Here is a 26,019-nt window from a genome sequence, read left to right as displayed (position 1 = left end):
AATGTAACCCCTTACTCCATATTAAAACACAATATTCATTAAAAAGTTATTCCTTTTTACTTACTTCCTGTTTTTCCTAAAATAAGCTTCAATTGATCCTTTTCAAAATAAATCACTCCTGCCAAAAAGATCAGTAGCAGGGCGTTACCAATATAAATATTCCTATTAAATACCCAAAAAGAAAGCACGACTAAAACTGTCGAAACCAACAGATAACTAAGCATTCTTTTCAGATTATAAGGTATAGGGTAATGCTTTTGTCCCAAAACATACGAGATCAGCATCATCACAAAATAAGCAAGCATAGAAACCCATGCAGACCCCATATAGCCATATTTTGGCACAAGCAGAATGTTTAAAACAATCGTTGTAACAGCACCAATTACAGAAATATATAATCCGAACTTAGTTTGGTCCGACAACTTATACCAGATAGAGAGATTTACATAAATCCCCAGGAACACATAACCCAGCAGTAAGAATGGAACAGCATTTAATCCTACCCAATATTCACTATCAATAAAATGCTTAAGAATGTCAATATTTGCGATCAGCCCAACAAAAATAACAGCCAGCGCGATAACAAAGTAATTTAAAATAGTAGCATAAGTTTGCCTGGCATTGGCACTTTTAGCATGGCTAAAAAAGAAAGGCTCAGCACCTAATCTAAACGCTGTAATAAACAAACTCAAAAACACTGCAATCTTACAAACAGCACCATACACACCTAGATTATATTCTGACACACCCAATTGGTTGATGATCATTTTATCCAGGTTTTCATTGACCACAAAAGAAAGATTAGCCACTAAAACCGGCCATGAGTAGGAAACCATTTTACCAAAAAGCTCCTTATCAAACTTAAATTGAAGTTTTGCTATTTCAGGAATAAGCAAAATCAAAGTCAACACACTCGCTATCAGATTCGAAATAAATACATAACCTATCCACTCCGGCCTATACCATGAACCAAACCATATTCCAATTGCTCCTCCAAATTTAATAATGAAAGGAACAACAAATAAAAAGAACAAGTTAAAGCCTATAAAGCTTCCAATATTCAGGAACTTGATCAAACTATATCGCATCGGACGCTCATCAGCCCTAACCTTTGCAAATGGAATTACACAGATCGCATCTATAAAAAGCAGCCATATAAAATAATGTACATACTTTATATAGTCAGCCATTTCATCAGGCCCACTGGCAAAATAAGCAGCAATGGGCGACGAAAAAATAAGGCCTGATATTAGAAAGAGTGTGGCAATAAGGGCTACACAGAAAAACGTGTTGTTGTAAACTTCTTGTTTCTTATCCTCATGTTTATTCAGGTACCTGAAAAATGTGCTTTCCATACCAAAAGCAAGAATAGCATTGATCATAGATGCCGAGGCATACATCTTAGTAAAGATCGCATAAATCCCAGGCTGAAATACACCTGTAAACAAAGGTGTAAGAATAAAATTAAATAGCCTGGAAACTACAGTGGTAACACCATATATAGCCGTCTGTCCAAGGAATTTCTTTATCGCCGACATCTACTTCTTAATAATCTCAAAATCCTGGTAGTTTTTAACAACACCAGGTATAGAAGTTACATTCTCAATTTTAGACCTATCGGTACCTTCATTACACCATTCCATAAAAACTTCCAGCAGCGTATCATCTCCCTCCGCTTCTATGTAAACACTGCCATCTTTCTCATTTCTGATCATTCCTCTAATTCCCATCTGATCGGCAACCACTTTAGTAACAGCCCTGAAAGATACACCTTGTACTTTCCCTGTAATCTTAATATCTAAATGTTTTATCTCCATTATTTATATACTTATTGTGCTATTGCACAACCTGTCTTTCTCCCGCAAAAACTCTTCCCAAATCTTATTTAAAATCTGTGAAGCTGGTTTTATCTCATTTAACATGGCCGAAACCTGTCCTATTTCCAACTCCCCCTGCTCCATATTACCTTCAAACATACCTAATTTAGCACGGGCTCTACCTAATATTTTTGTTAACCGCTCTGTATCAGCCCCCTCCGATTCAGCCTCTGCAATCCTATCTGCAAACTCATTTCTAAGTAAACGTACAGGCACCAGTTTCTTCATACTGAGCTTAGTATCTCCCTCATTTGCATTTATTATCTTGTCCTTAAATTGCGGATGAGCTGAAGATTCTTCAGCAACAGCGAAAGCAGAACCAATCTGAACACCATCAGCTCCCAAAGCAAAAGCAGCCAACATTGCAGAACCACTACCGATACCCCCAGCAGCTATAACCGGTATTTTCACCACATTGCACACCATAGGAATCAAACACATTGTTGTTGTTTCCTCCCTTCCATTATGGCCACCAGCCTCAAAACCTTCTGCAACTATAGCATCAACTCCACAGCCCTCTGCTTTTGAAGCAAATTTTGTATTGGCAATGACATGTACAACAATAATCCCTCTATCTTTTAAAAAGCCTGTCCAGATAGCTGGATTTCCTGCAGAAGTAAATACAATTTGCACTCCCTCCTCTACTATAATCTGCATGATCTCATCAATATTGGGATAAAGTAACGGAACATTCACAGCAAAAGGATTGCTGGTCGCTACCTTACATTTACGTATATGCTCGCGCAAAACATCCGGATACATAGAGCCAGCACCAATAATCCCCAAACCACCAGCATTGGAAACTGCCGAAGCCAATCTCCAGCCGCTACACCATACCATCCCCGCTTGTACAATCGGATACTTTATTCCAAATAATTCTGTAATCTTATTTGCCATAAGGATATAAACACTATCAATTTAAAATAACCTTTTCACCAAGATCCCCAATATCACCTGACCATCAATCTCCTCAAAATTAATCAGATTTATACCTGGTTGCTTTCCTTCTTCCAAACTACCATAACGTTCTTCTATTCCTAAAAATTCTGCACCGTTAAGCGTTGCCCAAGTCAACAGTTCTTCTGTAGGTATAGCGAACTTCTCTTGCAATAAATTTATTTCCCACAAAATATTCAACCATTTATTACTCGCAAGGCTATCTGTTCCAATGGTAATCTTTAAATCAGCCGCACGTAACATATTAACATCAGGCAAATTATTCTCTATATATAAATTCGCATTCGGACAGAGACACCAATACAAATTGGGATGAATACTTTTTGCATAATCAACATCATCTGCTGATGTATAGGTATTATGAACAAGTAAGGTCTTCACTTTAGGTGATAAAAGTGGCAGATAACTTTGCAGTGATGTCTTACCCGATGGTTTATAAAAAGAAATGTCCTGCCCTAAAAATTCAAATAAACTCAGGAATTCACCCTCATTACGTTCAAAAAAAGCATTTTCATCTTTCGTTTCCTGATTATGAATGCAGATAGGGCTTCCATTCAATTCAGCATATTCACTAAGTTCAGTTAGTAAATCGGCCGACACAGAGTATGGTGCATGAGGTACAATAGATACAGGCAAAGGATCAAACTCATCCTTAAACTCTTTGGCTCTTTTCATAGCATCCTTAGCTGAAGCGGGATTAAAACCCATGACCTCTAAAAATGTTAAATAATGAACAGGAGACGTCAATTTTAAAGCCCTTGAAACCATTTGATTAGAAATATCGCCAACTGCTACTATCCCATTCTCGTACATTTCAATATCAGCTTTCAATAACTCCAGATTCAACTCATACTCGTCCGATGTACGGAGCTTAATTACAGACTTTACAAACTCTGGCAACCCGATTCCTTTTGGAATCATTCCTTTAAGATTTGACAATTCAAGATGGCAATGTGTATTCACAAAGCCTGGGGTAAGCACCCCCCTATAATGCTTTATGTCTGCTATTTTTTGATCTTTCGCTTCCTGTTCTGTATAAACGTGCTTAATAATACCCTTTGCATCAACTGCAAGAACTCCGTTTTTTAAAACCGGGCCAGATACAGTATATATATATGTTGCTGAAATATAAGAAACCATACGCAAATAAAGGAAAAAATAACCATTCTTTTCGGAGCCTGGCATCTTCTGCTGAAAAAGCAGAAGCGCCTGAGGTCTCCTCAAAGAAGGTGTTTTTTTTGTCAGGCGGGGAGCAGAGAATATAATTAATACAAACTGGGGTAAATAATTGAAAAAAGCTTGTAATGCACTAAATTTGTAAGGAGGTTTTACTCATATACAAATAAAATGAACCGAATAGACCGGCTTTTTGGCATACTCCTACTATTACAAACAAAGAAATATGTTTCTGCAGATAAAATAGCAGATCAATTCCAGATTAGCACAAGAACTGTTTATCGCGACATAAAGGCTTTGCTGGAGCAAGGTGTCCCAATCAGTTTTGAACAAAATAAAGGGTATTATATTGTTCAAGGGTATTTCTTGCCACCTGTTTCTTTTTCCTCAGACGAAGCTAATGCCTTGTTAATTATGGAACGCCTGGTTTCCCGCTTTGCGGATAAATCTATACTTACCAATTATACATCAGCGCTAAATAAGGTTAAAGCTGTTCTCAAACATTCACAAAAAGAAAAATTGGAGCTGCTCAATGAAAGTATCGGGTTTCAACTTAATCACGAGTGGCTTAGTGAAGAGTTTGATCACCTGTCTGATTTGCAAAATGCGATTTCTTGTAAAAACATTATTGAGATCGACTACCTCGATATGAACAATAAAAGCAGCAAACGCGAAGTTGAAGCAATCGGACTCGTATTTTATGCTTATAACTGGCATCTTATTGCATGGTGTCACCTACGCAACGAGTATCGTGATTTCAGGGTTTCCCGTATTGCAAAAGTTCGGAATCTGGAGGTTTCTTTCCGCAAATCTTCGCATATGGCTTTAAATGAATATATGAAGCTATTACCAGTGGATTATTAAAATAATTATAAACCCAAAAACAGACTGCCATAGGGTTGTCAGTACCCCTTTCGTTCTTTGTATTGTAAATTAAAATACAAACTCATGAACAGAATCAAAACATTCCTGAAAGAATTAGACGCTGAAGCAGTAATCACTCGCAAAATGTTGGAAAGAATACCAACCGATAAATTCGACTGGCAGCCACATTCTAAAAGTATGACCATAAAAACATTGGGAATTCATATTGCCGAACTGCCATCCTGGATCACAATGGCATTAACAACAAACGAACTAGACTTTTCAATAAGTCCGTATCAACCCGAAGATTTAAAAACAACCGAAGAGCTGCTTGCTCATTTCGAAAAATCATTAGCAGACGGACGTAGTTATCTTACTGAAGATTATGAAGAGGTCTTGGATCAAATCTGGACATTAAGAGACGGGGCACAAATTTTTACGGCGGAGCCAAAAGCCGATATTATCCGAATGACTTTAAATCAGATTGTGCATCACCGTGCCCAACTAGGCGTTTACCTAAGACTTTTAAATATTCCTATTCCTGCTAGCTATGGACCAAGCGCGGATGAGCACTAAATATTCCAACATATTATTTATGTTACGCATACATTATTACATACCATTTAACGTTATTTACAAGATTCAATTATTACTTAATATATAACGAGAAACTATGAAATGTCCTTCCTGTAATGAGACTTTACTAATGAGCGAAAAAAGCGGTGTAGAAATTGATTATTGTCCAAGTTGCCGCGGCATATGGTTAGATCGCGGAGAGCTAGACAAAATCATTGAGCAATCTGCAAATCATTACGCTAAAAAAGACAACTATGACAACGATTATAAGCGTTATGAATACAAGGAATATGATAATGACTACAACAAAAAGTATCCTCATAAAAAAAAGAAATCGTTTTTAAATGATTTCTTTGATTTCTAAATCGAGGAAAAATTGATTTAAACATTAAAAGACAAGGAGCTTGGGCCTACTCGATCAGGCCCAATTCTGCATCCTGTTTGATATTAAAATCACCTTCTTTGAAGAGACCTCAGGCGCTTTTCTTTTTCAGAAAAGATGCCCGGCTCTGAAAAGAATGGTTATTTTTATCTTTCTTTGTAAATCAATAAATACCCATATCATGTCTGATTCTACCACACGGTTAAATAAATACATAAGTGAAAGCGGTTTATGCTCTAGAAGAGCGGCCGACAGATATATAGAGCAAGGAAATGTGTTTATCAATGGCAAAAAAGCCAAAATAGGTGATAAGGTATTTTTCGGCGATATAGTTACAGTTAATGGTCAAACCATTGACCCAAAGGAAGTAGAGAATTCTATTTTAATCGCTTACAACAAACCAGTAGGTATTACCAGTACTACTGAAGCGGGTGTTAAAGGAAACATTGTAGATCATGTTAACCACAGCGAACGTGTATTTCCTATCGGCCGTTTAGACAAAGACTCACAAGGCCTAATCTTCCTAACCAATAACGGAGATCTGGTCAATAAAATCCTGCGCGCAGGTAATAACCACGAAAAAGAATATGTTGTTACTGTAAATAAACCCATTACAGAATCTTTCCTTACTGGCATGGCCAAAGGTGTTCCGGTATTGGGAGTAATGACTAAAAAATGCAAAGTTAAACAAGAAAGTACCTTTGTATTTAGAATTATACTTATACAAGGTTTAAACCGTCAGATCAGAAGAATGTGTGAGCATTTTGGTTTTGAAGTTACAAAACTAGAGCGTGTACGTATCATGAATGTAAATCTGAAAGGTATTCCTATGGGAGAATGGCGTGAACTTAGCCCTGAAGAATTAACCGAAATATACAATCTTATCGCGAAGTCAAGTGCCCTGGAAGCTTCTTCTGCACCAAAGCGTACTAATAAAAAGCCAAAAGCTCAAGTTGAAGATGACTTAATGGAAAATGTAACTCCAGGCAGATCTTCTGGACCAAAATCAGCTGGAAGAAGCGCTGGAAAAGCTGCACCAGGTAAGAGACCAGGAAAAAAAGCAGCTGCTTCAACTACAAGAGAAGAGCGCCCTGCCGGAGGAAAAGGAAAATCATTTGGTGCTAAAACCCCTGCCGCAAATAAATCACGTGGTGCCGCTTCTGGTACCAGCGACTGGTTTAAAGCAGGTGGTCCAAGTAAAAGACCGGTTAAACCTGGCAGAGGTAAGTCTGGCACTCCAGGAGCTAAAGTAAAGAGTCCGAAAAGATAATCGATTAGCTTTACCTCTCGATTATAATCGGTATAACTTTTTTTGGTAACTTTGCATTTAAATGTCTGCAACACATAAAATCGATATTCGTTCATTAGACCTTAGCCAACTTCAACAGCACTTTACTGACATGAAGGAACCTGCCTATAGGGCAAAACAGGTTTACCAGTGGTTATGGGAAAAGTCTGCACGCTCTTTTGCAGAAATGAGCAACCTTTCTAAAGACCTTAGAAATAAACTCGATGAAAATTACGCAATCAATGTTGTAGAAGTAAACAGTTCTCAATTTAGTAACGACCATACCATCAAAAATGCTTTCAGGTTATATGATGGTAATATAGTAGAAGGTGTACTGATTCCCATGGACGACCGTATGACGGCCTGTGTGAGTTCGCAAGTTGGCTGTAGCTTAACCTGCAAGTTCTGTGCAACGGGCTACATGGACCGTAAACGGAATCTAAATGCCGATGAGATTTATGATCAGGTAGTCTTAATTGACCAACAGGCAAAGAAAAACTACAATGCCCCACTTACCAATATCGTATATATGGGTATGGGAGAGCCTCTCCTCAATTATGCCAATGTAATGAAATCAATTGAGCGGATTACTGCTCCTGATGGATTAAACATGTCGTACAAGCGTATTACGGTATCAACAGCAGGTATTTCTAAGATGATTAAAAAGCTGGCTGATGACGGTGCAAAATTTAACCTGGCCTTGTCATTACACGCAGCGAATGATAAAAAGCGTAATGAGATTATGCCTATTAATGAGCATAATACTTTAAAGGTTCTTGCCGAGTCATTGAAATACTATTTTTCAAAAACCAAGAACCCGGTGACTTACGAGTATATTGTGTTTAACAATTTCAATGATGAGATTGAGGACGCAATGGAACTTGCAAAGTTTTGCAAACATATCCCATGTAAAGTAAACCTAATCGAATACAACCCTATTCAATTTGCAGACTTCATTAATGCCGAAGGGGATAAAATCGACGCTTTCTCTAATTACCTAAAGAGCCAGGGAATCAATACAAATATCAGACGTAGTCGCGGTAAAGATATTGATGCTGCCTGCGGACAATTAGCAGTTAAAGAACAAAACTAATTTCTTTTTACCAACGTATTACTAAAACACTATAGATTGACAGCATGATGCTGTTAAAACGTTTGTTAAAAGATTTGGTTGGCTTGTTATTTCCCGACCTTTGTTGTGGATGCGGAACTCATTTATACTTGAATGAGTCACAACTGTGCACCATATGTTTATATCGTCTGCCCTACACTGATCATCACCTGCATGCAGAAAATAGAGCAGCCCGACAACTCTGGGGTCGTTTGCCCTGCAATGCAGTCATGTCGTTACTTTACTTTAATAAAGGCAGTCGTGTACAAAACATTGTCCATCACCTAAAATATAAGGGAAGAAAAGACCTAGGTGTCAAACTAGGAAAGATGATTGCAGAAAAAATACAGATGAATACTTCGTTCCTGGATGTAGACCTTATCATCCCTGTCCCACTTCACCAGAGTAGATTAATTACAAGAGGCTACAATCAAAGTATGTGTATAGCAGAAGGCATTGCTTCAGTGTTAAAAGTTCCGATTAATTCAAATAGTCTATTACGCACAAAAAGATCCGCTACACAAACCAAAAAGAGAAGATATAGTCGCTTCGAAAATATGCAGCAAATATTTTCAATTGTAAATCATAGCGAAATTAAAGGGAAACATATTTTATTGGTAGACGATGTGATGACTACAGGTGCAACTTTAGAAACATGCGGGCATACTTTATTATCCGCGAATATTTCAAAGTTAAGCATAGCAACAATTGCCTTTACTAAATAAGCCGCTCTATTCGGCTAAAGACGTCTTTACCCGGGAAGCTTTAATGCTGTTTTTTCAAAAAAACAATAATATGACAAAAATATTTACCCCCATATTTGGTAATTCAAAAATAATTTGCACCTTTGTCCTGAGAGCGTTAATTTAAGGGTCGATAAACTCATCTCTGAGTTATCGGCCCTTTATCTTTTAATAAGATTTTGTGCCTCCAAAACATCATAAACAGCTTTCCTCCTCATCAACATTTCCTTTCAATAGCAACCATTATATAAAAAGAGCACATAAAAAACACCCCTTCCTTTAAGAAAGAGGTGTTCAAAATATATTTAACTTCTTGAAGCTTATTTATATAAAGGGAAGCGGCTTACTAAAGCAATCACTTTCTCTTTTACAGCAGCTAAATTAGCTTCGTCTTCTGCATTAGTCAAAACCTGATCAATCAAATCAACAATTTCTTCCATCTCAGTTTCTTTGAAACCTCTTGAAGTAATTGCGGCAGTACCTACTCTGAATCCAGAAGTTACAAATGGTGATTTATCATCAAAAGGAACCATATTTTTATTAACAGTGATATCTGCTTTCTCTAATGCATTTTCAGCAAGTTTACCAGTGATGTTCTTGTTACGAAGATCAATCAGCATCAAGTGATTATCAGTACCACCAGAAATAATACCATAGCCTCTTGCAACAAAAGCCTTAGCCATTGCCTGAGCATTCACCTGAACTTGTTTGATATAAGTCAAATACTCGTCACTTAAAGCTTCGCCAAAAGCAATTGCTTTAGCTGCGATAATATGCTCCAATGGACCACCCTGTGTACCTGGGAAAACTGCCATATCTAAAACAGATGACATCATCCTGGTTTCGCCTTTAGGAGTTTTTAATCCGAATGGGTTTTCAAAATCTTTACCCATCATAATCATACCACCACGAGGACCACGTAAAGTTTTATGCGTAGTAGTCGTTACAATATGGCAATGAGGAAGTGGGTTTTGTAATAAACCACGAGCAATTAAACCTGCAGGGTGAGAAATATCGGCCATTACCAATGCACCAATCTTATCCGCAACACTACGTACAAATGCATAATCCCATTCTCTCGAATAAGCGGAAGCACCTACAATGATCAATTTTGGTTTTTCTGCTAAAGCTACTTCCTCTAACTTAGCATAATCGATTCTTCCATCTTCTTTGGTCACCCCATAAAACAATGGGTGATATAATTTCCCTGAAAAATTAACTGGAGAACCATGAGTTAAGTGTCCACCATGTGAAAGGTCAAACCCAAGAATTTTATCTCCTGGCTGGATCACAGCAAGCATTACTGCAGCGTTAGCTTGTGCACCTGAATGCGGTTGTACGTTTACCCATTCTGCTCCAAAAAGCTTTTTAGCACGTTCAATAGCTATGCTCTCAATCTCATCAACCACCTGGCATCCGCCGTAGTATCTCTTACCCGGCAATCCTTCAGCATATTTATTAGTTAAACATGAGCCTGCCGCTTCCATCACCTGTTTGCTGACAAAGTTTTCCGATGCAATCAGTTCAAGACCATGCTCCTGACGGTCCAATTCTTTGTCAATCAAATCAAAAATTAAAGTATCTCTAGTCATTTATCAAAGTATATTTTTGTAAAATTAGCGATTTTCCTTCTTAGTTTAATAACAAAATGGCTTACTTTGTACTTTCTATTTGATAAAGCCTGCATGGAAGATATTAACGGTCCGTTTTTACCCAACATAAATTATCCTGCTGATTTAAAGCAGTATAAAGAACAAGACTTAGAGCAGATAGCCCAGGAACTTCGCCAGTATATCATTGATGTGGTGAGTGTTAATGGCGGCCACTTCTCTTCCAGCCTTGGGGTTGTGGAGTTAACGGTTGCTTTACATTACGTATTAAACACACCTTACGACAAGCTCGTATGGGATGTGGGTCATCAAGCCTACGGTCATAAAATATTAACAGGAAGGAAGTCTGTTTTTCATACAAACCGCATTATTAACGGAATCAGCGGATTCCCTAAAATAAGTGAAAGTGAGTACGACACCTTTGGCGTTGGTCACTCTTCCACCTCTATTTCTGCGGCATTAGGTATGGCCGTTGCTTCTCATTATAAAGGAGAAACCGATCGTCAGCATGTTGCAGTAATTGGAGATGGTGCCATGACAGCAGGTCTCGCTTTTGAAGGATTAAATCATGCCGGAATCGAGAATTCAAACTTGCTGGTGATTCTGAATGATAACTGCATGTCTATCGACCCTAATGTAGGGGCATTAAAAGAATATTTAACAAACATCACTACTTCCAAATCTTATAACCGATTCAGGGAAGACATATCGCAAATGTTGATTAAGCTTTCTGAGCTTGGTCCGAATGCGCATAAGTTTGTTAAGAAAATTGAAAAAAGCATTAAAGGCACCTTACTTAAACAAAGTAATTTGTTTGAAGCCCTTAATTTCAGATATTTTGGCCCAGTTGATGGGCACGATGTACAACGTCTTGCTCAAGTTATCAGAGACCTGAAAGATATTCCAGGTCCTAAACTTTTACACTGTGTAACTTTAAAAGGCAAAGGCTTTGCCCTGGCCGAAAAAGACCAGACCAAATGGCATGCACCAGGTTTGTTCGATAAAATTACCGGAGAAATTAAGAGATCGGTATCCGATAAACCACAGCCGCCAAAATACCAGGATGTTTTTGGACATACCCTGGTTGAGCTTGCTGAGGCCAATTCAAAAATTGTGGGGATCACCCCTGCCATGCCTTCTGGTTCATCAATGAACATCATGATGAAGGCTATGCCAACTCGTGCGTTCGACGTAGGTATTGCAGAACAACATGCAGTTACTTTCTCGGCCGGACTAGCAACTCAAGGGCTTGTTCCTTTCTGTAACATCTATTCCAGTTTCATGCAAAGGGCCTATGATCAGGTTATTCATGATGTAGCAATACAGAACCTGAACGTAGTATTCTGCTTAGATCGTGCCGGAGTTGCGGGTTCAGATGGCGCTACTCACCATGGTGCGTACGATCTTGCTTATATGCGTTGCATTCCAAATATGACGGTTGCTGCGCCTATGAATGAAGAAGAACTGCGGAACCTGATGTATACAGCCCAACTGGAAAATGCTGGTCCATTCTCTATACGTTACCCAAGAGGTAATGGAGTTATGGCCGACTGGAAGCGTCCTTTCAAAGCAATCGAAAAAGGTAAAGGCAGAAAAATATCTGACGGTGAAGATGTAGCTATACTCACCATTGGCCATGTTGGTAATTTTGCTGTAGAAGCCTGCAAAGAACTCAACAGCGAAGGCATACATCCTGCACATTTCGATATGCGTTTCGTTAAGCCTATTGATGAAGCCATGCTTCATGATGTATTTAAACGTTATAAATACGTAGTCACTGTAGAAGATGGTTGTCTGCAAGGCGGAATGGGTAGCGCGGTAATTGAATTCATGGCAGATCATAACTACAACAGTCAGGTAATCAGATTAGGTATACCTGATGAATTTATTGAACATGGCGAACAATCAGAGCTGTGGGCACTTTGTGGGTATGACACCAATGCAATTATTAAAACAATCAAAAAAATTACTGTAGGTAGAAAAACAGCTACTATAGCTTCATAAAAGTTTTTCATTGTTCAGCATATCAACGTGTTAGAAATTAAAACTCGTGTAATGACATTAATTTGACATTATTAATTGTTTTAAGGGTAAATTTGCCCCCTTTAAAACAATTAATTAACACTTTTTTAACAATTAACACAATTATGAAAAAATTATTACTATCATTAAGCATTGCTTGTTTAGGTTTAGCAGCACAAGCTCAGGATTTTAAACCAGCAAAAGGTGATGTAACTACAGAATTCGGTTTAGCAGGTGGTTTAAACAATGCTGAATTCGATTTAAACGAAGGTTTATTACGTTTCCGTTACTTCGTGAAAAGTGATTTAGCTATCCGTGCAGGTTTCAACGTTAGCAATTTCAGCAATACAGATAACATTTATGGTGTTGTTGGTTCTCCTAATGAAAACAAAGTAGGATATAACAAAGACAGCGAGACTACATTAATGATCAACTTAGGTGTTGAGAAGCACTTTGCTGGTACTGACCGTTTATCTCCTTATGTTGGTGCAGATTTCCTTATCGGAAGCACTTCTAAAAAAGAATCTCGTGAAAACACATTAGGTGGAAATTATGTTGAAAATGAGCACTTCGAAAGAAAAGGTCCAGGTTCTTTTGGTTTCGGACTACGTGGTGTAATCGGTGCTGATTACTATATCGCTAAGCGCTTATATTTAGGAGCTGAAGCTGGTTTTGGTTTCATGTCTTCAAAAGACGGTGAAGTGACTACAACTACTACAACTGGTGGTACTACAACTACAGTTACCAACAAATCAGCTGGTAAAAACTTTGGTATTGACTCAAGCATTATCACTGCTGTACGTGTTGGTTTTGTATTCTAAGAATAAAACTAAACAGAATCCTGATTTAATCAGGTGACAGTTAAAAAAATCCTGCTTCATGATGATGGAGCAGGATTTTTTTATGACTTTCTATATAATTTTTATTCCAATCTCGGTAAAAGGAACCAGCTCTTCATGATTTGGATCTGTATCCGTTATAATTGTATCAATCGAATCAATACTGCAAATATGATAATGCTCTGCTGTACCAATTTTCTCCAGCGTAGATAGTGCAATCACTTGTCTCGCATTCTCTACCATCTTTCTTTTCACCTGCGCATCTTCATAATCCTTACCCGTAACTCCAAGGTTGATATCAATACTACAAATCCCTAAAAAACAAATATCTGGCCTAATCGTACTTAAAGTCTGAATTACTTCATGACCAGATGTAGAAAAGGCCGTTTTATTTAAACGTCCACCGATAAAAAGCACTTCAGCATTCGGATGATCTTCCAACACGGTAGCAATAGGAAAACTGTTCGTTACAACCGTAATTCTACGCTCTCTTGGAATATGACTGGCCACAGCAAGTGCAGAGGTTCCCGCATCAAAAAGAATGACCTGCCCATCCTTAATATAGTTCAAGGCCTTTTCGGCAATGATCTTCTTATGACTCACATCATAATGTTCACGATCACGAAAATGAAGAGGAACGGGTGAATTTAAAATAGCACCACCTCTGACAGCTTTAAGCAAACCCTGATCTGATAGCTCCTTTATGTCTCTTCTTACCGTATCCTCAGATACATTCAACAAAACACTTAAGTCCCCTAATAATACTTTATGATCTTTGTTTATATGAGCAATAATCTGTTGTTGTCTTTCTGCTTTAATCATAACTTAACTGCAATATAATGCAAATATAACAAAAATATATTGCAGTATTATGCAAATAAATAGTATATTTGTTGCAAATAAATACAATAAACACTGCGTTAACTGCAATAATTCGCAAATTAAAGCAGCAATAAATGAACAAAAATTATAATATGATAAAGAAAAAAACAATAGGAATAGATATGGACGGCGTATTGGCCGATATAGAAAGCCATTGGTTAAATCTGTACGAAAAAGATTATGGTGTTAGATTAGGACCTGAAATATTTCTAAATGTAAAAGAGTCCGATGCCTTTCCAGACAAAACCGCAGTACATAAATATGTATTTACACCAGGCTTTTTCAGAACACTACCAGTGATGGAAGGTGCAATAGAAGCAGTAAAAAAATTAGCTGAAGATTACGAGATTTATATCGTTTCCGCAGCAATGGAATTCCCACTGTCACTATTTGAAAAAAGAGAATGGCTTGCAGAACACTTCCCGTTTATCGACTGGAAAAACATCATCTTCTGTGGAGATAAAAGCGTTATTGCGACTGACTACCTGATAGATGACCATTGCAAAAATCTGGATTATTGTAAAGGAACACCAATTATGTTTACCGCCGGTCACAATGCTAGCTTTGATCATCATGTTCGTGTTAACAGCTGGTCGGAAGTACTTTCCCTGATGGAAAAAGAGCAGGAAAAACAATGCGCACTCTCTTAAGAAAGCGTTTAGTATAAAGTTGAAGATTACAGAGAGGCCCGCAAGGTTAAATGAAAAGGCACCTCCTGGTGCGCTTTCGAGTTTTCCAGAATAAGATTTGCGGCCATCTCTCCCATCTTTCTAAAGTCAGTAGAAATTGTGGTAATCCCATTCAAAATGATCTTCTTTAAAGGAGTTTCATTATAAGAGATCACACCTACATCCTTACCTAGCCTAAGGTTCAGATTAATCAGTCTTTCAGCAAGTATAACGAGGTCATCTTCCATCAGGTTAATGTACACCTCGCCTGCTGCAATCTCTTCAGTAAGGATATGATTTACCACTTTAGGAGTAAATGCATATTGCAAGCAAAAACGATTAAATCCTTTTAAAATCTCTACCGGATAATAACTACGCTTCGGCATAATGATCTTAATGGTATGATATTTACTTAAGTACTCTCTGGCCTGTTCAAGAGCATTGTAAATATCACGTTCGAAGTTTTCATATACAGCGGCGTACTCACCTACAACACCTGGCACCAGTTTATCTAGTATCACAAGTTTCTCTTTAGGAATTTTATTGATCACCTCATGTATCATGTCATGCCCCTCCATAAAATGAGGGATAATCACATAATGAGAATAATCTTCACTTGCATTTGAAATTAGCTTTTTAAAGAGATTAAAGTCATTGTTATAGATGTAAAAATCTACGGCTACATGATCACCCAATGACTTGATAAACGCATCGTAAATGATCTTCTTATGAGCACTAAGCTTATTAAAAAGTAAAAATATTTTAAGTGTGCGTCTGAAATCTGTGCTGATGATATAATAACCTTTACCTGGGACAGACCCCACTACTCCAATTTTCTTAAGGTATTTGTAGCCTTTTTCTGCCGTGTCTCTGGAAATATCCAGCTCATAGCTCAACTCATTAATAGAAGGCAGCAAATCATCTTTAAGAATCTTACCAGATTCAATAGCACTAAGAATAGAATTAGTTAACTGTAAATATTTAGGTGTCGATGAATACTCATCAACATGGATGTAGTCAAAAAAATTCACCGGCTTCATTGGGTTAATATAGCAAATTTACTTCAAGACAGCGCTGGCAGCATAATATTTTAGTTCTATAATATCATTAGGAAGCGGTTTGGTATTCCATGATTTATGAATGGCCAATGCCGCACCAACAGCTGTAGCTTGTGCCATATAAGCGGCAAAAACTTCCAGGTCAGGAAAAGCAGCCGCCAGCAAATTCATAAATATTACATTTTTACTAAAACCTCCATCTACAAATATCCGCTTCACCTGCGTACCTTTAAGTACTCTGTTTGTCGACACATATTGCTGGTTTACCAGGTCAAATATCAATTGATGATAAGCCATAATATCCGTTGGATAATCATTCAGATCACGATCTGCAAACACTTTGTTTTTATCCATCTGCTGTATCTGCTCAATCAACTGAGCATCAAATGGCACAGTACGATAAGCAATAGTATCCGTACCAAAGTGTGCAGCGATACGCTTCACTTGTTGTTCATGCTCATATCCCGAAAAAAGACGGGATGCTTTAACAGGCTTACCCTCATATTGCAAGTACGACAAACAGTCGTTCTCCAGCTCTTCAGCTGTAAGCGGAGTAGCGTTAAAAGGATTCAGACTGATACACCAGGTACCAGTAGAAAGCAGGATAAAAGGTTCGTGAAAATTAACCAGGTAAGGAACTAATGCGGCCGAACTATCATGAAAACCCGGTCCAACGGCATAATTATTACCAGGAAAGGCAGCAGGAATCACCTTATCACAAGCAACTATAGGTGCAAGCTTTTCTATAATCCCCTCCTTCTTAACCCATTCATGATATTCATTTTTAGTAAAATCCCATAAATTAGTATGGCAACCTATACTGGTAATATCCGAATAAGCTTCTCCAGAAATTAAATAGCTTAAATACTGTGGCAAATGCAAGGCATATTTAATCTGCGCATATAATTCCGGTTTTTCATACTTTATGCGATACAACTGCATCCCCGAATTCAGGCTTCCCAAAACAGGAGATGCAGTGCGGTTAGAAAATTCTTCCGTTCCACCGTAGGTATTGTAAAACTGATCTTTAAGTGACTGCGGATACGCCTTCAGGTAATTGTACAAGGGTGCTAAAGGCTTTCCATCCTCATCAATGTATACAAAGCTTGCCCCATAGGTAGCAAAGTTTATGGCTTTGATTTCAAAATCCTGATTTTTAAAAACTTCTCTGAGTGAATCAAAAATAGATAACCTTAAGCTTTCCAGGTTTTCACAGGGATCACCATCCTCATCCACAGTTTCCAAAAACCTCGCTGATCTTTCAAAAACAATCTTATACTGCTCGTCAAAAAGGAACAGTTTCTTATTTGTTTTCCCAACATCAAACACGGCGATTACAGGAATCGGTTTCTTCATTAATACCATTAATTATAATCCAGTTGCTACAGTTTTTAAACCACGGCTTTTTATCAATTCTTGTCTAACATTCAGTTGTCTGAATAAATCTATTGGCGACAAAGCTGCACCAGCACGTAAACGCGCTTCTGCAACAAGCGGACGCAGGTCAGTGCGGAATGCATTTTGCAGGATTTCCTGAGCAAGAGCCACATCACTTTCGGCCTGTGCTTTTTGTAAAGCAACTCGATCTACCGATAAAGCTTGTGCATAAGCCAGCATGATCCCCTCTACCGACTGCAATAGATCTTCCAATGGATCTTTCACATTATGTGAAGCATCAATCATCCAGGCCAGATCCTGACGGTGGTTCATACCACGTGCATCCATTCCCTCTACCAATTCATTAAAAATAAGGAACAATTGATAAGGCTTAATGCTTCCCGCTGTCAAATCATCATCGCCATATTTCGAATCGTTAAAATGGAAACCACCTAACTTACCTTCCATTAGCAATAAAGAAACAATCTGTTCAATATTTGCATTTGGCAAATGATGACCCAGATCTACCAGCGTATAAGCTTTAGGTCCTAATTTATTAGCGAATAATAAAGATTGTCCCCAATCCCCTACCGTTGTAGAGTAGAAGTTTGGTTCAAAAGCTTTGTACTCCACAAACACTTTCCAATCCTCCGGTAAAGCAGCATAAATTTCCTGCAAACTTTCCAATGTATTCTGAAATGCCTTTCTAAAGTTCAGCTGCCCAGGGAAGCAAGAACCATCCGCCAACCATATTGTAAGTGCTTTAGAACCTAACTCTACGCCCTGACGAATCACTTCAATGTTATGTTCAATAGCTTGTTTTCTTACTGCTTTATCAACATTTTGCAGGGAACCGAATTTATAACTATATGCTGAATTTGCCTGATCCTGAAAAGTATTCGAGTTCATCGCATCAAAAGATAAACCATGCTGTGCAACCAAGGCTTTAATGGCCGGCACATTGTCGGCCGTATCCCAAGGGATATGTAGTGAAATTGTACCACTTGCTGCATTCAGTTTATGCAATAAGCCAATGTCTTCAATTTTTTCTTCAATGTTGCGGGGTTCACCGCCAGACGAGAAGCGCCCAAAACGTGTCCCACCAGTACCTAAAGCCCAGCTTGGAATCCCAATCTGGAAATCAACCAGCTTCTGAATGATCTCCTGTGCATTTGCAACCTCATCAGCAACAACCGCCAGCTTACGCTGATGCTTAGGCAAAAGGTCGCTATTATGTGATTCTATATGATAGTTCTCTAATTTCATCTCTTTAATTCTCTAATTTATTAACGAACAAATGCATTTGCAACACCACCATCTACATTCAATACATTACCGGTCGATTTATTCAGTAATCCACCAACAAAAGCAAAACAAGCATTGGCAATATCGTCTGGTAATATAATTTGATTTAGCAAGGTACGCTTTGCATAATAAGCTGGCAACTCGGCAACTGTAATTCCATAAGCTTTAGCGCGACCTTCAGCCCATCCACCAGCCCAGATATTGCTATCGCTGATCACTGCATCGGGGTTCACCACGTTCACACGAATACCATCAGCACCCAATTCAGCTGCATTTAATCTGCTCAAGTGTAATTGCGCGGCTTTTGCACTACCATAACCAGCATTATTCGGACCGCTAACCAATGCATTTTTACTCACAATGTTTAAGATATCTCCACCAATATCCTGCTTTTGCATTAAGCTCGCAGCAGCCTGTGTAATAAAGAACTGACCTTTCACCAATACATCATACAACAGATCCCAATCCTTTTCAGTATGGTCAGCAATTGTTTTCGAGATCGACAAACCGGCGTTGTTCACCACAATATCAATACCACCAAATGCAAGAGCAGCAATATCAAATGCCGCAGCAATATCTTCTCCGCTTGTTACATTCAGCACAGCAGTAGTATAACTATCCTTACCATATTTACTGGTAAACTCTGCAGCAGCTTCTTGCAAACGTTCTGCGTTCATGTCGTTAAGAACTACTACAGCACCCTCTTCAACAAACTTACGGGCAATAGCCTTTCCAATACCTCCAGCACTACCAGTAATCAGTGCAATTTTACCAGAAAGCGGCTTAGGCTTTGGCATCCTTTGCAACTTCGCTTCTTCTAATAACCAATATTCAATGTTAAACGCTTCCTGTCTCGGTAAAGAAGTGTATTCAGAAATGGCTTCAGCGCCTTTCATTACATTGATGGCATTGGTATAAAATTCAGCAGCTACCCTTGCGGTCTGTTTATCTTTCGCAAAAGAGAACATCCCAATTCCAGGATAAAGAATAATTACCGGGTTGGCATCACGTATTGCAGGGCTATTGCTGTGTTTGCATGAATCGTAATATTCAGCATACATTTTTCTGTAAGCTTCAAATTCAGGCGCTAATCTTTCTTTTAATGATTTAATATCGGTAAGATCCTCGTTGGCATCCAGTTTCAATACAAGCGGACTAATCTTAGTCCGTAAAAAGTGATCCGGACAACTTGTTCCCAATGGTGCAAGTCGATCTAAATCGTTCGAGTTAATGAACTCCAATACCCTTGCATCATCAGTAAAGTGCCCCACCATATGCCGCTCGCTCGAGCAGAAACCTCTCAATACCGGAGCAATTGTTGCAGCTTGTTTATTACGTTGCTCTTTTACAGCACTATCTATTTTTTGTCCTCCAAATACAGGCCCTTTTTTACCATAATTTTCTTCCAGGTATTCTGCACACCTTTCAATTACCTCCAGGGTATTCATATAGCTTTCGTAAGCCGTATTCCCCCAGGTAAATAAACCATGAGAACCTAACATGATGCCTCTGATCCCAGGATTTTCATCCAGGCATTTACGCAACATCAATCCCAGTTCAAAACCTGGTTTCTGCCATGGCACCCAACCTATTGTGCCATTAAACAACTCTTTCGTAATGCGCTCACCATCTTTAGCAGCGGCGATAGCAATTGCCGCATCCGGATGCAAGTGATCAATATGAGCGAAAGGTAAGAATCCATGTAAAGGCGTATCAATAGATGGTGCTTTAGATTGCAGGTCATAGATGCAATGGTTAAACAATTCCACCATTTCATCCTCATGGTCCAATCCTCTATAAATATTTTTAAGGTCACGCAAACGATCCACATACAAAGCTGCCAGGCCACTGCTTTTCAAAGTCCCTAAGTCACCACCTGAGCCTTTAACCCACATAATTTCTGTATCCTGTCCAGTTAATGGATCTTTAGCAATGGCCTTGCAAGAAGTATTTCCACCACCGTAATTGGTTAAGCGCAAATCAGCACCTAATAAGTTTGAACGGTAGATCAACAGTGCAACTTCATCTCCGGCCATTTCAGCAGCCTTTGCATCATCCCACAAATAGCTTACATGTTTAAAATCGGTTGTTCGAGTACTCATAAAAATTATTATTAATTGTTTTTTATCTTTTTATCGGGTTATTTTCTATTTAATTGAGTTTCCATATCCCACTATGAATATGGAAAGAATCAGGATTACAATCCCTGCTACTACAGTTCCAAATGTTTTCTTTTTTACGCCAGACCACTCCTTAAAAACTAGTCCCCAGCCATTGGCCACAAGGATGATACAAGCCATATGCAAAATCCAGCCACTCGCACCATTCCCCATTTTACTTTCGCCCATACCATAAAAGAAAAACTGTAAAAACCAGGTCGTACCAGCCAATGCCGAGAAGATGTAGTTTTTAAGCAATGGAGCTTTTTTGTCAGTATAGTCACTAAAGGTTTTATTCCGTGCATTTAATAGCATACACCAAAATAAATTGGTTGTTAAACCGCCCCATAAAATCACCACATAAGTCACATTATTTTGGAAAAGAAACTCTCCCTGCTCTGGGTTAAGTGCTTTCCAGGCATCGTTGGCATGATGGGCCATATCTTTACCGGCATCAATACCAAAAGCAAAACAGGCACTTAAAATACCTGATACAATAGATACAATTAAGCCGACACCTAGTTTATATTCTTTATTTGAGGGATCTGCTTTTCCAGATTCAACAAGATCCTTTTCTTTCATGCTTCCCGCAAGTCCGCATACCACAATACCTATTACACAAACCAACAGGCCCAACAATACCAATTGGCCCCATTGCGTAGCAGCCATATCGCTCAGGCTATCTTTGCCCGCAGTCGGATAAAAGTCGTAGTATAAAGAAGGTATTAAAGCCCCAAAAACCGAGCAAAGGCCCAGAATAATGGTACTCCCCAGGGAAATACCGAGGTAGCGAACACCCAAACCGTAGGTTAAACCCCCAATACCCCATAATAATCCAAAGAAATAAGTTAACAGCAGTATTTTACCGTCAGTCTGGACAATGATATCCATGAAACCCGGAATGGTTAACCAGGCAGCTAAAGGTGGTACAATCAACCAGGAGAATAATCCTCCAACAATCCAATAGGTTTCCCAGGACCATTTTTGTACCTTTTTAAAGGGGATGTAAAAACTACCGGAAGCGAAACCACCGATGAAATGAAAAATGACGCCTAAAAGAATTTGCATGTCTAAGATTTAAATTTGGTTTGTCTAAAGTAGTGCAATAACAGTATACATCTGTCATGCACTGTCATGCATCAAACCTTAATCAAATCCAAAAACTCTTAGAAAAATTGTAAGTATACTTACAACTTTCATTAAAAACAGAAGAAATTAAAAGTATACTTACAATTTTCAGTGATAAGACCGAAAGTTATAATTATACTTTTAATGTCCACTACTGCCGCTTTAATTTCAACGCAAACAAAGTAAAAGTTGCCAGTATCATAATCACAGCACACACCTGGTAAACAATAGCCAATCCTATATCCGCATCTTTCAAAGCACCACCAACATATACCATAATACCACCAACAATGGTGCTTAAAAAATTCAGGAACCCATAAGCTGTAGCCGCGTAACGACCATCAACAATTTGCCGCATAATGGGCATCAGGTTCGCATCGTTAAAGCCCCTTGCCAATCCAAAAACCATCATGGCCAGAATCGCAATACCAAAAACACTGGTGGCCGACATTAGAAATAAGACAGGCGCACCTACCGAGAAGCCAATAATCACCACATAAACCCGGCCTTTCACATTGGATCTCGCCCATCGATCAGCCCAGATTCCCCCGAGTACTACCCCAATAAAAGAACCGATCTGAATATAACCAGTGGCCGACATTCCTGCCTCTCCTAAATTCAGGTTGAAATGCTCCTTAAGGAAAGTAGGCAACCAGCCATTCACCAACCAGTTAACCATCCCCAGCACACAGAAATAAATCAGCAATATAATATATGCAGTTTTACTAAAAAGCATTTTAAAGGTTTGCGACAAACTCAAACCAGGCTCAACCCCCTGGGCTTCATTTACGGCATCCTCTTCTGGTGTATTCTTATAGTCTTTCAATACATACAAGAGCAAGAAAGAATACAAAACACCAAAGGCCCCAAAAATCTGAAAACCATATCTCCAACCCCAAAGCTCAGCAATATAGCCCCCAATCCCACCTAAAGCCAGACCAGCATAAAGTCCGCTCATGTGTAAGCCCGTTGCCAACGACCGTGTACGACCTTTATGATAATCCGTAATCAGCGCCAATGCTGCTGGAATATAACAAGCTTCACTAACTCCCATAAAAATCCGTGCCACAATCATCTCCTCAAAAGAACCGACAAAACCAGTCCACAGGGTTACGGCCGACCAGATAAACACACTAAAGACAATTACTTTTTTGCGGCTATACCGATCTGCCAGGTATCCTCCTAAAGGACTTAAAAAGCCGTAGGACCACAAAAACACAGAGGTTAGCAAACCAAATTGAGCATCGGTCAGTTCAAATTCGTTTACAATTGGATCCCTCATAGAGGTAATCAGAATCCTGTCTAAATAATTAAGAAAGGCAACAACCCAAAGTACAGCAACAATAACCCATGGGAAGGATATTAGGGATGATTTTTTATTCATAAAAATTATTCAGTTTTGGCTTCATTAATACTAACGATCAGCACATTTGGAGTTCTGGTAGCAGGTCTTACTTCGCCTCCAGGTAAAACAATTTTATCATTCCACACCACCAAAGGTGTAGTCACAGGAGCCGAAGCTACCACCTGTCCGGCAACAGTCCAGTTATTAGCAACAACATCATAATTCAAAATATCTCTGGAAAACCCAGGATGCTTTTCTTTCAGATCAGCAGCCTGAGCAGCAAGCTTCCCATCATCTCCTCCAAAAATCAACAGATCATTATCATTCAGGTTGTAAGCCGGAGAAGGAGCGGCAACCACTGGTGCAGGCAAGTCTTTTATCACTTGCCAGCCCCCATCAGGTGTAAATCTAAAAGCATCGTTAAGGTATTCCCTTTTCCCCTCTTTCAGTGCTACACCACTAAATAAGTAAAAAGAACCTTCCGCGGTACCGGCGACAGACAACATTCTAGGTGAACCAGGCCAGGTCGATAATATTTGCCAGCCCTTTTCAGGTGCCGACAAATCCAATGACCAGAAATTGTCTGAAGCGACCAGGTCACTTGCACTCTTTTGTCCGCCAGCAATGTACACGACATCACCAATCAATACCCCACAAGAATTAGCTAATGTAGTTGGCAGATCGGGTAGCTTTTCAATCAAAATGCCCTTATCCTTATAACGTAATATAAAAGCATCGGCATGGTGTCCTGCAACATTGCTGCCGCCAATACATACCAAAGCATCCTTCCAGCTTATTGAAACGCCATAGCCCAATTGGGCGGGCAGTTTACCTGCCCGCAACCATTGTCCACCTTCTTTTTCAAGCACAAAAATATCATCATGCCAAACCTTAGTCGAGCCAGTCCACGGAGCACCACCATCCGGGAAATTAGCTCCTCCAGCAACAATCAATGCACCATTACTTAGCCCCGAGAACGATCCGGCAAAACCAATTGGATCAGGGATTGCGGGAAGCTGATTCCAATCGTATTTTGAAGATATTTCTTCTTTACATCCTGCCGTAATTGTACTAAACAGGATGATCAGTGATATTTTTGTCAATGCGTTCTTATCCATTATAGGTTATATAAAGCAGTAATCTCTGCCTGTGTTAATGCTTTCTTATAAATGATCATGTCATCCAGCTGCCCATTAAAGAAGTTAGAGAAACTGCTCGTACCTTCCTGTGCACCAATTTTAAAGTTGCCAGCATTTGAAACTTCCTTAATTCCATTACCAGCGGTCACCTCTTTGGCCTTAACGCCATCTACATAGACCCTGGTCACTAAACCTTGTCTTACACATACCACATGATGCCACACATCATCGTACATTTTGCCCTTTTCAGCTTCACTCATTCCCAGGAACGAGCCACCGCCAGAATCTTCAGTCGCAAAACCTAATAATTGTGTAGTTGTGTTGGCGCCCAAACGAAGCCAGGTCTGGTTGTCACCACTTCCTTTACCTCCACTTTCAGCCCAGATCATCATCCGGTTTGTGCGATTTGTTTTAACCCAGGTGGAAACAGAGTAATCCCCCTTTCCAAAGTTATATGCCGCATGGTCTGGCACAACAATGTAACTTGAACCATTAAATCCAGCCACATTATTGGCAACTGACTTTCTGTCTGCAACAGAAAAAGTAATCGCTCCTGTAATTGTAGATACAGTGGCACTAGGTCCAACATCTTGTACACTACCATTAAAAGGGAAAAATGCTGTTAAACCACTAGAGGGAACCACAAGAATATAGCTCTCTTTTTCTATTGTAGACGATTTAACCGGATTAGAAGCTACTAATTTCACTTTAAATCGGCCTGCAGTAGGATAAGTCACCTTAGGGTTCTGCTCAGTAGAACTAACTGTAGCGGCCCCTTCAAATGTCCAGGTCCATGCTGTTGCGTTTCCAATAGATTTATCATTAAACTGAATTTGTCCGCCGGCATAAGTCGCCGTATTAACCGCATCAAATTCTGCAATTACAGAGAATTTATCTATGATAGTCAGGTAATCTGTTTTCACAATCTCTTTAGTAGATTTAGGGTTCTTCGCCACTAATTTAACAGTATATATACCTGGAACCATAAACTTCAGCTCAGGATTTTGTTCTGTAGAAGTCAATATGGTTGCGCCGTCCTTCGATTTAAATTCCCAGTTCCATGTATCTGGAAGCCCTGTTGATTTATCTGTAAACTTAATCGTTTCCCCTTCTAATGCCGAAACAACATTCGCTTCAAAATCAGGATTTACGTCATTATACCCAACGGTGATGAACTTCTCCTTTTTACCAATAGCTTCCTGCTTGCCATTTTTCAGCACCAATGTTACTGCATAAGTACCCGGTTTATCATATTTAACCGTCGGACTAGATAAATTAGAGGTTGCAGGAATTCCACCTTCAAATTCCCAGTTCCAGTTAGCAGGCTGCCCTTCAGAAAGATCTGTAAAAACAACCTCTCCTCCAGCCAGAACTTCTTGTGCAGAAGCACTGAATTCAGCTTTCAGGGTTGGCAATTCATCTTTTTTGCAAGACATCCAGCAAACAGATGTCAGCAACAGGCAAATCATTAAAAGTCTATTCGTTATCATATTAGTTTATATTTGGTCATGTT

23 protein-coding genes are annotated in these 26,019 nt (G+C 39.1%); 9 read left to right on the top strand and 14 right to left on the bottom strand.

The window, feature by feature from the left end:
- Positions 1–56 precede the first annotated feature (56 nt).
- From WC623_RS19090 to WC623_RS19075, 4 genes are read right to left on the bottom strand one after another with little or no spacing between them, the layout of a single operon-like run.
- Entirely contained in the window at positions 57–1,538 is a 1,482-nt protein-coding gene (locus WC623_RS19090) for a lipopolysaccharide biosynthesis protein (RefSeq protein WP_372854072.1), read from the bottom strand.
- The gene (locus WC623_RS19085; protein WP_372854070.1) at positions 1,539–1,817 is read right to left on the bottom strand and encodes an acylphosphatase; all 279 of its coding nucleotides are present in this window, start codon (positions 1,815–1,817) and stop codon (positions 1,539–1,541) included.
- Positions 1,818–1,820: 3 nt separating this feature from the next.
- Positions 1,821–2,774 carry an NAD(P)H-dependent flavin oxidoreductase gene (locus tag WC623_RS19080; protein ID WP_372854068.1) on the bottom strand — a complete coding sequence of 318 codons (954 nt, stop codon included), beginning with the start codon at positions 2,772–2,774 and terminating at the stop codon, positions 1,821–1,823.
- 21 nt (positions 2,775–2,795) lie between these two features.
- Positions 2,796–4,058 (bottom strand): amidohydrolase family protein, encoded by a 1,263-nt coding sequence (locus tag WC623_RS19075; RefSeq protein ID WP_372854066.1) that lies wholly within the window; start codon positions 4,056–4,058, stop codon positions 2,796–2,798.
- A gap of 123 nt (positions 4,059–4,181) precedes the next feature.
- Here WC623_RS19075 and WC623_RS19070 point away from each other — a divergent pair, with 123 nt between their 5' ends.
- The 6 genes from WC623_RS19070 to WC623_RS19045 all read left to right on the top strand — a co-directional run bounded on the left by WC623_RS19070 (position 4,182) and on the right by WC623_RS19045 (position 8,956).
- Entirely contained in the window at positions 4,182–4,874 is a 693-nt protein-coding gene (locus WC623_RS19070; protein WP_372854064.1) for a helix-turn-helix transcriptional regulator, read from the top strand.
- 84 nt (positions 4,875–4,958) lie between these two features.
- Positions 4,959–5,450 carry a DinB family protein gene (locus tag WC623_RS19065; RefSeq protein WP_372854062.1) on the top strand — a complete coding sequence of 164 codons (492 nt, stop codon included), beginning with the start codon at positions 4,959–4,961 and terminating at the stop codon, positions 5,448–5,450.
- A 97-nt stretch (positions 5,451–5,547) separates the two neighbouring features.
- On the top strand, positions 5,548–5,814 hold the full coding sequence (locus tag WC623_RS19060; protein WP_372854060.1) for a zf-TFIIB domain-containing protein: 267 nt from the start codon (positions 5,548–5,550) through the stop codon (positions 5,812–5,814).
- Positions 5,815–6,013: 199 nt separating this feature from the next.
- A complete protein-coding gene (gene rluF, locus WC623_RS19055) occupies positions 6,014–7,102 on the top strand; it encodes a 23S rRNA pseudouridine(2604) synthase RluF (protein WP_372854058.1) in 1,089 nt (362 codons plus the stop codon).
- 61 nt (positions 7,103–7,163) lie between these two features.
- Positions 7,164–8,213, top strand: coding sequence for a 23S rRNA (adenine(2503)-C(2))-methyltransferase RlmN (rlmN, locus tag WC623_RS19050; RefSeq protein ID WP_372854056.1), 1,050 nt, complete (start codon positions 7,164–7,166; stop codon positions 8,211–8,213).
- A gap of 44 nt (positions 8,214–8,257) precedes the next feature.
- Entirely contained in the window at positions 8,258–8,956 is a 699-nt protein-coding gene (locus WC623_RS19045) for a ComF family protein (RefSeq protein WP_372854054.1), read from the top strand.
- Positions 8,957–9,294: 338 nt separating this feature from the next.
- Here the strand turns inward: WC623_RS19045 and glyA are convergent, their stop codons facing one another.
- Positions 9,295–10,566: a serine hydroxymethyltransferase gene (gene glyA, locus WC623_RS19040; protein WP_372854052.1), complete on the bottom strand. Its 1,272-nt coding sequence runs from the start codon at positions 10,564–10,566 to the stop codon at positions 9,295–9,297.
- A 93-nt stretch (positions 10,567–10,659) separates the two neighbouring features.
- Between glyA and dxs the strand changes: the two genes are divergently transcribed.
- Positions 10,660–12,588: a 1-deoxy-D-xylulose-5-phosphate synthase gene (gene dxs, locus WC623_RS19035; RefSeq protein WP_372854050.1), complete on the top strand. Its 1,929-nt coding sequence runs from the start codon at positions 10,660–10,662 to the stop codon at positions 12,586–12,588.
- Positions 12,589–12,731: 143 nt separating this feature from the next.
- Positions 12,732–13,427 carry a hypothetical protein gene (locus WC623_RS19030; protein ID WP_372854048.1) on the top strand — a complete coding sequence of 232 codons (696 nt, stop codon included), beginning with the start codon at positions 12,732–12,734 and terminating at the stop codon, positions 13,425–13,427.
- A gap of 90 nt (positions 13,428–13,517) precedes the next feature.
- Here WC623_RS19030 and WC623_RS19025 read toward each other — a convergent pair whose 3' ends face one another.
- Positions 13,518–14,267 carry a DeoR/GlpR family DNA-binding transcription regulator gene (locus WC623_RS19025; protein ID WP_372854046.1) on the bottom strand — a complete coding sequence of 250 codons (750 nt, stop codon included), beginning with the start codon at positions 14,265–14,267 and terminating at the stop codon, positions 13,518–13,520.
- A 152-nt stretch (positions 14,268–14,419) separates the two neighbouring features.
- Between WC623_RS19025 and WC623_RS19020 the strand changes: the two genes are divergently transcribed.
- Entirely contained in the window at positions 14,420–14,977 is a 558-nt protein-coding gene (locus WC623_RS19020; protein ID WP_372854044.1) for a 5'(3')-deoxyribonucleotidase, read from the top strand.
- Between the two features lie 26 nt (positions 14,978–15,003).
- On the opposite strand, the gene WC623_RS19015 is transcribed toward WC623_RS19020, so the two are convergent.
- The 8 genes from WC623_RS19015 to WC623_RS18980 all read right to left on the bottom strand — a co-directional run bounded on the left by WC623_RS19015 (position 15,004) and on the right by WC623_RS18980 (position 25,996).
- Positions 15,004–16,035, bottom strand: a complete 1,032-nt coding sequence (locus tag WC623_RS19015; protein ID WP_372854042.1) for a GntR family transcriptional regulator — start codon at positions 16,033–16,035, stop codon at positions 15,004–15,006.
- Positions 16,036–16,053: 18 nt separating this feature from the next.
- A complete protein-coding gene (locus WC623_RS19010) occupies positions 16,054–17,409 on the bottom strand; it encodes an FGGY-family carbohydrate kinase (RefSeq protein ID WP_372854040.1) in 1,356 nt (451 codons plus the stop codon).
- Between the two features lie 12 nt (positions 17,410–17,421).
- The gene (locus tag WC623_RS19005) at positions 17,422–18,696 is read right to left on the bottom strand and encodes a TIM barrel protein (protein WP_372854038.1); all 1,275 of its coding nucleotides are present in this window, start codon (positions 18,694–18,696) and stop codon (positions 17,422–17,424) included.
- Positions 18,697–18,716: 20 nt separating this feature from the next.
- A complete protein-coding gene (locus WC623_RS19000) occupies positions 18,717–20,837 on the bottom strand; it encodes a bifunctional aldolase/short-chain dehydrogenase (RefSeq protein WP_372854036.1) in 2,121 nt (706 codons plus the stop codon).
- Between the two features lie 45 nt (positions 20,838–20,882).
- A complete protein-coding gene (gene rhaT / locus WC623_RS18995) occupies positions 20,883–21,962 on the bottom strand; it encodes an L-rhamnose/proton symporter RhaT (RefSeq protein ID WP_372854034.1) in 1,080 nt (359 codons plus the stop codon).
- 211 nt (positions 21,963–22,173) lie between these two features.
- On the bottom strand, positions 22,174–23,406 hold the full coding sequence (locus tag WC623_RS18990; RefSeq protein ID WP_372854032.1) for an MFS transporter: 1,233 nt from the start codon (positions 23,404–23,406) through the stop codon (positions 22,174–22,176).
- Between the two features lie 5 nt (positions 23,407–23,411).
- Positions 23,412–24,485 carry a galactose oxidase gene (locus WC623_RS18985; protein WP_372854030.1) on the bottom strand — a complete coding sequence of 358 codons (1,074 nt, stop codon included), beginning with the start codon at positions 24,483–24,485 and terminating at the stop codon, positions 23,412–23,414.
- Positions 24,485–25,996 carry a PKD domain-containing protein gene (locus WC623_RS18980; protein ID WP_372854028.1) on the bottom strand — a complete coding sequence of 504 codons (1,512 nt, stop codon included), beginning with the start codon at positions 25,994–25,996 and terminating at the stop codon, positions 24,485–24,487. Before WC623_RS18980 ends, WC623_RS18985 begins: the two co-directional genes overlap by 1 nt.
- Positions 25,997–26,019: the final 23 nt, after the last annotated feature.

The organism is Pedobacter sp., from assembly GCF_041645105.1.
In the GTDB taxonomy this organism is placed as follows: domain Bacteria; phylum Bacteroidota; class Bacteroidia; order Sphingobacteriales; family Sphingobacteriaceae; genus Pedobacter.
Note: the sequence above shows the minus strand (reverse complement) of the source record. Positions and strands in the feature narration are given on the sequence as shown.

Bases quoted from the DNA above. Each gene is read 5' to 3' on its own strand.
- WC623_RS19090 (WP_372854072.1), bottom strand. From the start codon at position 1,538: ATGTCGGCGATAAAGAAATTCCTTGGACAGACGGCTATATATGGTGTT.
- WC623_RS19085 (WP_372854070.1), bottom strand. From the start codon at position 1,817: ATGGAGATAAAACATTTAGATATTAAGATTACAGGGAAAGTACAAGGT.
- WC623_RS19080 (WP_372854068.1), bottom strand. From the start codon at position 2,774: ATGGCAAATAAGATTACAGAATTATTTGGAATAAAGTATCCGATTGTA.
- WC623_RS19070 (WP_372854064.1), top strand. From the start codon at position 4,182: ATGAACCGAATAGACCGGCTTTTTGGCATACTCCTACTATTACAAACA.
- WC623_RS19065 (WP_372854062.1), top strand. From the start codon at position 4,959: ATGAACAGAATCAAAACATTCCTGAAAGAATTAGACGCTGAAGCAGTA.
- WC623_RS19060 (WP_372854060.1), top strand. From the start codon at position 5,548: ATGAAATGTCCTTCCTGTAATGAGACTTTACTAATGAGCGAAAAAAGC.
- rluF (WP_372854058.1), top strand. From the start codon at position 6,014: ATGTCTGATTCTACCACACGGTTAAATAAATACATAAGTGAAAGCGGT.
- rlmN (WP_372854056.1), top strand. From the start codon at position 7,164: ATGTCTGCAACACATAAAATCGATATTCGTTCATTAGACCTTAGCCAA.
- WC623_RS19045 (WP_372854054.1), top strand. From the start codon at position 8,258: ATGATGCTGTTAAAACGTTTGTTAAAAGATTTGGTTGGCTTGTTATTT.
- glyA (WP_372854052.1), bottom strand. From the start codon at position 10,566: ATGACTAGAGATACTTTAATTTTTGATTTGATTGACAAAGAATTGGAC.
- dxs (WP_372854050.1), top strand. From the start codon at position 10,660: ATGGAAGATATTAACGGTCCGTTTTTACCCAACATAAATTATCCTGCT.
- WC623_RS19030 (WP_372854048.1), top strand. From the start codon at position 12,732: ATGAAAAAATTATTACTATCATTAAGCATTGCTTGTTTAGGTTTAGCA.
- WC623_RS19025 (WP_372854046.1), bottom strand. From the start codon at position 14,267: ATGATTAAAGCAGAAAGACAACAACAGATTATTGCTCATATAAACAAA.
- WC623_RS19020 (WP_372854044.1), top strand. From the start codon at position 14,420: ATGATAAAGAAAAAAACAATAGGAATAGATATGGACGGCGTATTGGCC.
- WC623_RS19015 (WP_372854042.1), bottom strand. From the start codon at position 16,035: ATGAAGCCGGTGAATTTTTTTGACTACATCCATGTTGATGAGTATTCA.
- WC623_RS19010 (WP_372854040.1), bottom strand. From the start codon at position 17,409: ATGAAGAAACCGATTCCTGTAATCGCCGTGTTTGATGTTGGGAAAACA.
- WC623_RS19005 (WP_372854038.1), bottom strand. From the start codon at position 18,696: ATGAAATTAGAGAACTATCATATAGAATCACATAATAGCGACCTTTTG.
- WC623_RS19000 (WP_372854036.1), bottom strand. From the start codon at position 20,837: ATGAGTACTCGAACAACCGATTTTAAACATGTAAGCTATTTGTGGGAT.
- rhaT (WP_372854034.1), bottom strand. From the start codon at position 21,962: ATGCAAATTCTTTTAGGCGTCATTTTTCATTTCATCGGTGGTTTCGCT.
- WC623_RS18990 (WP_372854032.1), bottom strand. From the start codon at position 23,406: ATGAATAAAAAATCATCCCTAATATCCTTCCCATGGGTTATTGTTGCT.
- WC623_RS18985 (WP_372854030.1), bottom strand. From the start codon at position 24,485: ATGGATAAGAACGCATTGACAAAAATATCACTGATCATCCTGTTTAGT.
- WC623_RS18980 (WP_372854028.1), bottom strand. From the start codon at position 25,996: ATGATAACGAATAGACTTTTAATGATTTGCCTGTTGCTGACATCTGTT.